The sequence below is a fragment of the Collimonas fungivorans genome, assembly GCF_028292705.1.
In the GTDB taxonomy this organism is placed as follows: Bacteria; Pseudomonadota; Gammaproteobacteria; order Burkholderiales; family Burkholderiaceae_D; genus Collimonas; species Collimonas fungivorans_B.
The window spans coordinates 1-9,800 of sequence record NZ_JAQGLV010000278.1 but is presented as its reverse complement, the minus strand read 5'-3'; the positions used below and the strand labels follow the sequence as shown (position 1 = coordinate 9,800).

The window sequence follows — 9,800 nt, the reverse complement described above, 5'->3', positions numbered from 1 at the left end:
TGCTGCGCCATGGCGGGAGCCGCGCATGCTGCCAGTACGGACAGCGCAGCCAGTTTTGGCAATACGTTGAATTGTTTTTTCATATGTCTTCTCCAAGTTACACTTCATTTTTAGTAGCGGGATTTTTGCCTGCAGCGAATACAGTACAAACCCATTTTTTTTGGCGTTTTTCAGCTCTGACCTAACCAGACAACGCTCTCTTATTCGACTGCATTTACCAGAATCGGCGTATCCGTGACTTCCGGATATCTTCTCTATGCTTTTTTTCCTCGAAAAGAACGCGCGTGCTATTCTTTTTTTTACACTATGCCAGCTTTAGAATCATTTGACTATAGTTGTAGCTTTTTTACCTCAAATTATTTTTTGAAACCCGCCAGGACGGCAGATGAATCGTGCGCGGCACGGCGTAAACGGTCGTTGACGCCCTGCCAGGCGGGGCCGGACGGTGGCGTTTCCACCACGATCAGGTCTGCCGCGGCATGGTCCATATTGCGCAGTGCCGCATAAAGATCGTGGGCATAGGCCTGGGCCTCAGCGGCCATCGGAAATTGCGCGGCCAAGGGCGGCATGCCCGCAGCCGGCGTGGAATAACTGATCAGCGCCAGGCTCTGTCCAGCTTGGTGCATTTGCTGCAGGATGCCGGCCAGTTGCGCCGAAGGCACCAGCAGCACCGGGGTGTGTGGCGCATAGTGCGACTCCAGCGTGCCTGAAGCGCGCGGAGCGGCGGCGTCGGCGGCTTGCACCGCGACGCCCAGCACCGCGCCGATTTGTGCGGCGCTGATATGGCCGGGCCGCAGCAACACCGGTCCATGCGAAGCGATGCGGGATAAATCGATGATGGTCGACTCGATGCCGACTTCGCTCTGGCCGCCATCCAGGATGCAGGCGATCGGACTGTCGCCTTCGGTATCGAATTCGTCGCGCACATGCTGCGCCGTGGTCGGGCTGACATGGCCAAACTTGTTCGCCGAAGGACCAGCGATGCCGCCCTTGCCGCCCCTGAACTCACGCAGCAAGGCCTGCGCCACCGGATGCGACGGACAACGCAAGCCGACCGAGCTTTGACCGCCCGACACCTGGTCCGGAATATGCGCGGCGCGCGGCAAGATCAGCGTCAGCGGTCCCGGCCAGAAAGCAGCAATCAACGTTTGCGCCTGCGGCGGCACCGACTCAACCCAGTAACCGATGTCCGCTTCCGGCGCGACATGGACGATCACCGGATGATTGGATGGACGCCCTTTGGCGGCATAAATGCTGGCCACCGCCGCCGCGTTCTCGGCATCGGCGCCCAGTCCATACACCGTTTCGGTAGGAAACGCGACCAGCGCGCCGGCTTCCAGCTTGCGCGCGGCCAGCCGGATTGCTTGCAGATCGATGACCGGGGGTTTCATTTATGGAGCGATGCCGAGGATAGCGCAAGCCTGCGCCAGTTGTTGCTGTGCTTCCGCCATGGTCGCGGCGATGAACGTGATATGTCCCATCTTGCGCGCGCGGCGCGCCTGCGCCTTGCCGTACAAATGCAAATGCGCCGCCGGCAAGGCCAGGATCTTGTCCCATGCCGGCTCACGCGCTTGCTGGCTATCGCCGCTGTCGTTCTGGAACCAGACGTCGCCCAGGATATTCAGCATCACCGCCGGCGAATGCTGGCGGGTGTCGCCCAAAGGCATGCGCGCCATGGCCCGCACCTGCTGCGCGAACTGGCTGGTGACGCAGGCATCCATGGTGTAGTGGCCGCTGTTGTGCGGACGCGGCGCCATTTCGTTGACCACCAGCGAACCGTCCTGCAGGACAAAAAACTCGATGCACAGGACGCCGACATAATTCAACTGCCCGATGATGGCCAGCGCAGCATGCTGGGCGCGCTCGGCGGTTTCGCCGCAGACGTTCGGGCCCGGCACCGTGGTGGTAAACAGGATGCCGTCGCGATGCACGTTTTCGGCAATCGGATATACCGCTGCCTTGCCGTCGACCCCGCGCACCACCAGCACCGAAACTTCATAGGCCAGCGGCAGCATCTTTTCCAGCACGCAGGCGACGCCGTTCATGCCGGCAAACGCCTGGCGCACTTCGTCCAGGCTGCGCACCCGCGCCTGTCCCTTGCCGTCGTAACCGAGCCGCACCGTTTTCAGGATGCCGGGCAACAAGTCGGCCGGGATAGTCTCGATATCCGCCGCCGATTCAATCAGGTGATGCGGCGCCGGCAGCACTGTCGAGGTCTTGGCGCACTCGGTAAAGAAGCGCTTTTCCACCATGCGGTCCTGGGCTACCGAGACAGAGGCCGCGGCAGGCGCGACAAAACTGCTGCGCGCCAGGATCGCCAGGCTGCCGGCGGCGACGTTCTCAAACTCGGTGGTCACCGCCGCGCACAAGCTGGCCATCTCGGTCAAGGCGACTTCATCGCTGTAGTCGGCCAGGAAATGACGATCGGCGACGTGACCGGTCGGGCAATCCTGCTCCGGTTCCAGCACCGCCACCTTGTAACCCATGGCTTGCGCTTCGTGGGTAAACATGCGGCCCAGCTGGCCGCCGCCCATCACGCCTAGCCAGGTGGCCGGCGTGGTGGCGGGGATAATTGGTTCTATCGAATCATGTTGCATACTGCTCATACCGGAGGCAATTTCATATCAAGGGCAATTTGCGTCTGTTTGGCGCGAAACGCCAGCAGTTTGGCGGCCAGCGCATCGTCGGTAGTGGCCAGCATGGCGATCGCCGACAAAGCAGCGTTGGCGGCGCCGGCTTCGCCGATGGCGTAAGTCGCAACCGGAATGCCCTTCGGCATCTGCACGATGGACAGCAAGGAATCCTCGCCGCGCAGATACTTGGACGGCACCGGCACGCCCAGCACCGGCACGATGGTCTTGGCGGCAATCATGCCCGGCAGGTGGGCAGCGCCGCCAGCGCCGGCGATGATGGCGCGCAAGCCGCGCTCGCGTGCAGATTCGGCATAGGCAAACATCTGGTCCGGCATGCGGTGCGCCGAGATCACTTGCGCCTCATGCGCGACGCCGAACTCCGTCAGGATGGCGACGGCGTGCTGCATCACGTCCCAGTCCGAGGAAGATCCCATGACGATGCCGATGATCGGCTTGCCGGCAGGCTGGCTATCCTTGGTCATCATCAATCCTTCAGTGTTTCGCCGGTCAGGCTGAACAGCGCTTCGCGATACTTGGCGCCGGTTTTTTCGATGACTTCCTGCGGCAAGGTCGGCGCCGGCGCGGTCTTGTTCCAGCTGGTGACGGTTTCCAGGTAATCGCGCACGAACTGCTTGTCGAACGACGGCGGTGAAATGCCGACCTGGTAGCTGGATGCAGGCCAGAAGCGCGACGAATCGGCGGTCAGCACTTCATCCATCAAGTGCAGCACGCCGTCCTGGTCGAGGCCGAATTCGAATTTGGTGTCGGCGATGATGATGCCGCGCGTAGCCGCGTAGTCAGCTGCGGTCTTGTACAGTTCGATACTGATGCTGCGGATCTTTTCCGCCAGTTCCTTGCCGATGCGCGCTTCCATGTCGGCAAAACTGATGTTCTCGTCATGCTCGCCCATCTCAGCCTTGGCCGCCGGCGTGAAAATCGGCTCAGCCAGCTTGGCTGCTTGCTGCAAACCGGCCGGCAAGCTGATGCCGCAAATGGAGCCGGTTGCCTGGTAATCCTTCCAGCCCGAACCGATGATATAACCACGCACTACCGCCTCGACCATGATCGGCTGCAAGCGTTTCGCCACCACCGCACGGCCGCGCACTTGCTCGACCTCGTCGCCCGCCACCACCGATTCCGGCGCAATCCCGGTCAGATGGTTGGGGACAATCGCCTCCAGCTTGTCGAACCAGAAGTCAGACATGCGGTTCAAGACCTTGCCCTTGCCGGGTATCGGCTGGTTCATGATGACGTCGAAAGCCGACAGGCGGTCCGAGGTCACGATCAGGATCTTGTCCTCGCCGACTGCATAGTTTTCGCGCACCTTGCCGCGACCCAGCAATGGCAGGGAAGTAATGGTGGATTGGTAAAGGCTAGTCATGGTTATTCCATAAGTCAGAAAACCAGCCGCCGGACGGTGGAGGCACCATCCTGCAAGCTGGTAAGTTATTGCGCCCGGCCATGCCGGACGCGATTACAACATCTATCTGTTACTGGACGATCTGCGCCAGTTCGCCCTTCTTGTATTTCTCTGCAATCTTTTCCAGCGAAACCGGCTTGATCTTGGCGGCCTGGCCTTCGCAGCCGAACGCCAGGAAACGGGCTTTCACCACGGCCTTGGCGGCTTCGCGCGCCGGCTTGAGGTAATCGCGCGGATCGAACTTGCTTGGATTTTCGATCAGGTAACGGCGGATCGCGCCGGTCATCGCCAGGCGGATGTCGGTATCGATATTGATCTTGCGCACGCCGTGGCGGATCCCTTCCTGGATTTCTTCCACCGGCACGCCGTAGGTCTCTTTCATGTCGCCGCCGAATTCGCGGATTTCCGCCAGCAGTTCCTGCGGCACCGAGGAGGAGCCGTGCATCACCAGGTGAGTGTTAGGAATGCGGGTATGGATTTCCTTGATGCGTTCGATCGCCAGGATGTCGCCGGTCGGCTTGCGCGAGAACTTGTAGGCGCCGTGCGAAGTGCCGATCGCAATCGCCAGCGCATCGCACTGGGTCTGCTTGACGAAATCGGCTGCCTGCGACACGTCGGTCAGCAGCTGCTCGCGGGTCATCTTGCCGTCGGCGCCGTGGCCGTCTTCCTTGTCGCCCATCATGGTTTCCAGCGAACCGAGCACGCCCAGTTCCGCTTCCACGGTGACGCCGATCGCGTGCGAAAACTCGACCACCTTGCGCGATACTTCGACGTTGTATTCGTAGCTGGCGACCGATTTGCCGTCTTCCATCAGCGAACCGTCCATCATCACCGAAGTGAAGCCGGACTTGATCGCCGCCATGCAGACCGCCGGCGACTGGCCGTGGTCCTGGTGCATCACCACAGGGATGTGCGGGAAAGCTTCGACCGCTGCTTCGATCAGGTGGCGCAAGAAGGCTTCGCCGGCATATTTGCGGGCACCTGCCGAAGCCTGCATGATGACCGGCGCGCCGACTTCATCGGCGGCCTGCATGATGGCAGTGACTTGTTCCAGGTTGTTGACGTTGAAAGCAGGCAGGCCATAGCTGTTTTCAGCTGCGTGGTCCAGCAATTGACGCATGGATACTAGAGGCATGATGTACTCCGATAATAAAAAACTGTAATGGAACAGCGTTCAGGCCGCGCGCTATGCACAACGCATACGCACTGCGGTGCAGCGTGCCGATTCTGCTCCAACGAATTCAATACTCGCCGATCTTCATGATCTTCAGCGCATTGGTGCCGCCGATCTGTCCCATCGGCTCACCCCATGTGACAACCACCAGGTCGCCAAGTTGCACTACGCCATTAGCCAGCAGCAAATTCTGTGCAGCCTTCAGCACCTCTTCGCGGTCGATCGACTTGGCCAGTTCGAAGGTTTGCACATTGCGGTACAAGGCGGCCTTGCGCTGGGTGGCGATACTCGGCGTGATGGCGCAAATGGGGATATCGATATTGTGCCGGCTCATCCACAACGGCGTCGAACCGGATTCGGTCAGCGCCGCAATCGCCTTGACCCGTAGGTGATGGGCGGTAAACAAGGCGCCGTAGGCGATCGACTGGTCGACGCGGGTGAACTGGACATTCAGGAAATCGGCGTCGAGCTTGCAGTCTTCCGATTTTTCGGCTTCCAGGCAGATCGCCGACATCGCTTCCACCGTCTCTACCGGATATTTGCCGGAAGCGGTTTCGGCGGAAGTCATCACGGCGTCGGTGCCATCCAGCACGGCATTGGCGACGTCGGACACTTCGGCCCGGGTCGGCACCGCATTGACGATCATCGACTCCATCATCTGGGTCGCGGTGATGGTCAGCTTGTTGGAAATGCGCGCCATCTTGATCATGCGCTTCTGCAGCGCCGGCACGGCAGCGTTGCCGACTTCCACCGCCAGGTCGCCGCGGGCCACCATGATGCCGTCGGAGGCATCGAGAATTTCCTGCAATACCGGGATCGCTTCAGCGCGTTCGATCTTGGCGATCATCATCGGCTTGTGATCGTAGGGTTCGCCGGCCACATTGGCCAGCTGGCGCGCCATTTCCATGTCGGTGGCGTTCTTCGGGAACGACACGGCCACATAGTCGGCCTGGAAACTCATGGCGGTCTTGATGTCTTCCATGTCCTTGGCGGTCAGCGCCGGCGCCGTCAAACCGCCGCCCTGGCGGTTGATGCCCTTGTTATTGGACAGTTCGCCGCCGATCTTGACGATGGTGTGGATCTCATTGCCGAGGATTCTTTCAACCACCAACACGATCAAACCATCGTTGAGCAACAATACGTCAGCCGGTTTCAGGTCACGCGGCAAAGCCTTGTAATCGAGACCGACGCGTTCCTGGTTGCCCATGGCGCAATCGGCGTCGAGAATGAATTTTTCGCCATTCTTCAATTCGATCTTGCCCTGTTCGAACTTGCCGACCCGGATCTTCGGCCCCTGCAAGTCGGCCATGATGGCGACCTGCTTGCCGCAGGCTGCCGCTATTTCCCGCACCAGCTTGGCGCGGTCGATATGGTCCTGCGCCTTGCCATGCGAAAAATTCAGGCGCACCACATCGACCCCGGCGACGAACATCCGCTTCAGTGTGTCAGCATCGCTCGATGCAGGTCCGATAGTGGCGACGATCTTGGTAGCTCTTTGCATGGACAACCTTTCAGTACAACATGAACAAACCGCTGGACAGTTGGTTGTGCAACCAGCTGTCCGATTCCCGGGTGAAACTTAGCTGGCGCGCTGCAACAGGATCTCGACCGCCGGCAAGGTCTTGCCTTCCAGGAATTCCAGGAAAGCGCCGCCGCCGGTGGAGATGTAGCCGATCTTGTCGGTAATCTTGTACTTGGCGATCGCGGCCAGCGTATCGCCGCCGCCGGCAATCGAGAAAGCCTTGGAGTTGGCGATCGCCAGCGCCAGGGTCTTGGTGCCTTCGCCGAACTGGTCGAATTCGAACACGCCGACCGGGCCGTTCCAGACCACGGTGCCGGCCTGGGCGATTTGCGCCGCCAGGATTGCTGCGGTTTTCGGACCGATGTCCAGGATCAGGTCGTCGTCAGCCACATCGGCGACATCCTTGACCTGCGCTGCCGCCGTCGGCGAAAACTCCTTGGCGCACACCACGTCGACCGGAATCGGCACCGAGGCGCCGCGCTTGGCCATCATGTCGATAATGGCTTTGGCTTCCTCGACCAGGTCCGGTTCCGCCAGCGACTTGCCGATCTTCAGGCCACTTGCCAGCAAAAAGGTATTGGCGATGCCGCCGCCGACGATCAGGTTGTCGACCTTGTCGGCCAGCGCTTTCAATATGGTCAGCTTGCTCGACACCTTGGAACCGGCGACGATGGCTACCAGCGGCCGCGCCGGCTGGTTCAGGGCCTTGCCCAGGGCGTCCAGTTCGGCGGCCAGCAAAGGGCCGGCGCAGGCTATCGGCGCAAACTTGGCGACGCCGTGCGTGGTGGCCTCGGCCCGATGGGCGGTGCCGAACGCGTCGTTGACATAGATATCGCAGAGCTTGGCGATCTTTTGCGCCAGCTCGTCGCTATTCTTTTTCTCGCCCTTGTTGACGCGGCAATTTTCCAGCAGCAGCACCTGGCCCGGCGCCACTTCCACGCCGTCTACCCAGTTTTGTCGCAACTCAACCGGCTGGCCCAGCAGTTCCGCCAGGCGCTTGGCGATAGGCGCCAGCGAATCTTCCGGCTTGAATTCGCCTTCGGTCGGACGTCCCAGGTGCGACGTCACCATCACCGCGGCGCCTGCATCCAGCGCCTGGCGGATCGCCGGCACCGAAGCGCGCACGCGCGTATCTTCAGTAATATTGCCCGCCGCGTCTTGCGGCACATTGAGGTCAGCACGGATAAACACGCGCTTGCCTTGCAGCTGGTGTTGCGCGATCAGGTCGCTAAGTCGATTGAATTTCATGTCGATCAGGCAATATCAGGGAGGAAAAGTCGCTATTTTACTCCAGCAGGCTCTGTCAAAACACCGTTTTCCGCGCATGACGGGTCTCAAAACACCAGCGCCGAGACCAATATTCTACAGAGTAGGCTGCGGCGAATCCGTTAAAATGTCACTTTATACCCAAGAATCCGCCAAAGAATGGCAATGAGCGATGACAGGTCCGCTGACAGGTTATTCAGCGCCGCAATCTCATTGCAAATCAGGCAATTCTATTTACCGGAGATTTAAACATGTCCATGGACGACCGCGACGGCAAGATCTGGAAAGACGGCAAACTGATCGACTGGCGCGACGCCAATATCCACGTCCTGACGCATTCGCTGCACTACGGCATGGCAGTCTTCGAAGGCGTGCGCGCCTACAAGACAGAGCAGGGTCCGGCGATTTTCCGCCTGAAAGAGCACACCCAGCGCCTGCTGAATTCGGCCAAGATCTTCCAGATGCAAGTGCCTTACGACCTGCAAACCCTGATCGATGCGCAAATCCAGGTGGTGCGCGAAAACCAGCTGGAATCCTGCTACATGCGGCCACTGATCTGGATCGGTTCGGAAAAGCTCGGCATCGCGGCCAAGGGCAACACAGTACATGTCGCCATCGCGGCCTGGCCGTGGGGCGCCTATCTGGGCGAAGACGGGCTGGCCAAAGGGATACGCGTCAAGACTTCCTCGTTCAGCCGCCACCACGTCAATGTGTCGCTGGTGCGCGCCAAGGCCAGCGGCTATTACATCAATTCCATCCTGGCCAACCAGGAAGCGCTGACCGACGGCTACGACGAAGCGCTGCTGCTGGATACCGACGGTTATGTATCGGAAGGCTCCGGCGAGAACGTGTTCATCGTCAAGAACGGCAAGATCTATACGCCCGACCTGGCGTCCTGCCTGGACGGCATCACGCGCGATGCGGTGCTGACCATGGCGCGCGACAGCGGCATCGAAGTGATCGAGAAACGCATCACCCGCGATGAAGTGTATTGCAGCGACGAAGCCTTCTTTACCGGCACCGCGGCGGAAATCACGCCTATCCGCGAACTCGACAACCGCACCATCGGCGAAGGCAAGCGCGGCCCGATCACCGAAAAGATGCAAACCATGTTTTTCGATGTGGTGGCGGGCAAGTCGGACAAATATCGGCACTGGCTTACTCTAGTCGGAAAATAAGCCAGCGCCAACATCACTTGGTTGCAAGTAAAGCAGAAGCAAATTTGGAGAAACAGATGACTACAGTAGCAAATACGCAAACCCCGGTTGAACTCGACGGCAAGGACCTGCCGGCGCATTGCCCTAATCCGGCAATGCCGTTATGGTCTTCGCATCCGCGCGTGTTTCTGGAATTCGACAAAAGCAGCGGCAACGCCAAATGTCCCTACTGCGGCACGCAGTACCGGCTGAAACCGGGCGCGGTAGTCAAGGGCCACTGATGACAAAAGGGAGCGTGGCTCCCTTTTTTGATGGCAGCAAGGTATGGTGACAATTCGTTCAACAGTTTGAGCACGGAGGCGATATGCCGCACGTCAAATTCATGCACGGCTCGGCCGAAGAAACCGAAACCGCTTTTTACGACGCCATGAGCCGCGCCGATATCGAGGCCATGATGGCGCTATGGGCGGACGACGACGAAATCGTCTGTATCCATCCGAACGCGACGCGGCTGCATGGCCATGCCGCGATCCGGGCCGCTTTCGAGAGCCTGTTCGAGCGCGGCGGCGTGCATATCCGTGCGCGCCAGCTGCACGTGACGCATAATATGTCGACCAGCATCCATAAC

General features: G+C 59.9%; 11 protein-coding genes. 4 read left to right on the top strand and 7 right to left on the bottom strand.

Going from position 1 to position 9,800, the window contains the following annotated elements:
- Positions 1–185 (top strand): hypothetical protein (locus JWQ61_RS15630; protein WP_304361339.1); only part of this gene is annotated, 185 nt, incomplete at its 5' end.
- Between the two features lie 171 nt (positions 186–356).
- Here JWQ61_RS15630 and JWQ61_RS15625 read toward each other — a convergent pair.
- From JWQ61_RS15625 to JWQ61_RS15595, 7 genes are all read right to left on the bottom strand, one after another.
- A complete protein-coding gene (locus tag JWQ61_RS15625) occupies positions 357–1,391 on the bottom strand; it encodes an L-threonylcarbamoyladenylate synthase (RefSeq protein ID WP_304361338.1) in 1,035 nt (344 codons plus the stop codon).
- Complete coding sequence (locus tag JWQ61_RS15620; protein ID WP_304361340.1) at positions 1,392–2,597, bottom strand: 5-(carboxyamino)imidazole ribonucleotide synthase; 1,206 nt, start codon at positions 2,595–2,597, stop codon at positions 1,392–1,394. It abuts the gene before it with no gap.
- Between the two features lie 5 nt (positions 2,598–2,602).
- Positions 2,603–3,118, bottom strand: coding sequence for a 5-(carboxyamino)imidazole ribonucleotide mutase (gene purE, locus JWQ61_RS15615; RefSeq protein WP_304361337.1), 516 nt, complete (start codon positions 3,116–3,118; stop codon positions 2,603–2,605).
- Complete coding sequence (locus JWQ61_RS15610; RefSeq protein WP_304361336.1) at positions 3,118–4,014, bottom strand: phosphoribosylaminoimidazolesuccinocarboxamide synthase; 897 nt, start codon at positions 4,012–4,014, stop codon at positions 3,118–3,120. The genes purE and JWQ61_RS15610 overlap by 1 nt, the downstream gene beginning before the upstream one ends.
- Positions 4,015–4,123: 109 nt before the next feature.
- On the bottom strand, positions 4,124–5,188 hold the full coding sequence (gene fba, locus JWQ61_RS15605; protein ID WP_092400756.1) for a class II fructose-bisphosphate aldolase: 1,065 nt from the start codon (positions 5,186–5,188) through the stop codon (positions 4,124–4,126).
- Between the two features lie 106 nt (positions 5,189–5,294).
- Complete coding sequence (gene pyk / locus JWQ61_RS15600; RefSeq protein ID WP_120234404.1) at positions 5,295–6,728, bottom strand: pyruvate kinase; 1,434 nt, start codon at positions 6,726–6,728, stop codon at positions 5,295–5,297.
- Between the two features lie 78 nt (positions 6,729–6,806).
- On the bottom strand, positions 6,807–7,997 hold the full coding sequence (locus JWQ61_RS15595; RefSeq protein ID WP_304361335.1) for a phosphoglycerate kinase: 1,191 nt from the start codon (positions 7,995–7,997) through the stop codon (positions 6,807–6,809).
- A 269-nt stretch (positions 7,998–8,266) separates the two neighbouring features.
- On the opposite strand from JWQ61_RS15595, the gene JWQ61_RS15590 reads away from it, so the two are divergent.
- From JWQ61_RS15590 to JWQ61_RS15580, 3 genes are all read left to right on the top strand, one after another.
- Entirely contained in the window at positions 8,267–9,193 is a 927-nt protein-coding gene (locus JWQ61_RS15590; protein ID WP_304361334.1) for a branched-chain amino acid transaminase, read from the top strand.
- Between the two features lie 56 nt (positions 9,194–9,249).
- Complete coding sequence (locus JWQ61_RS15585) at positions 9,250–9,453, top strand: zinc-finger domain-containing protein (protein ID WP_120234401.1); 204 nt, start codon at positions 9,250–9,252, stop codon at positions 9,451–9,453.
- 83 nt (positions 9,454–9,536) lie between these two features.
- On the top strand, positions 9,537–9,800 hold a 264-nt coding region (locus tag JWQ61_RS15580), incomplete at its 3' end, for a nuclear transport factor 2 family protein (RefSeq protein ID WP_304361333.1).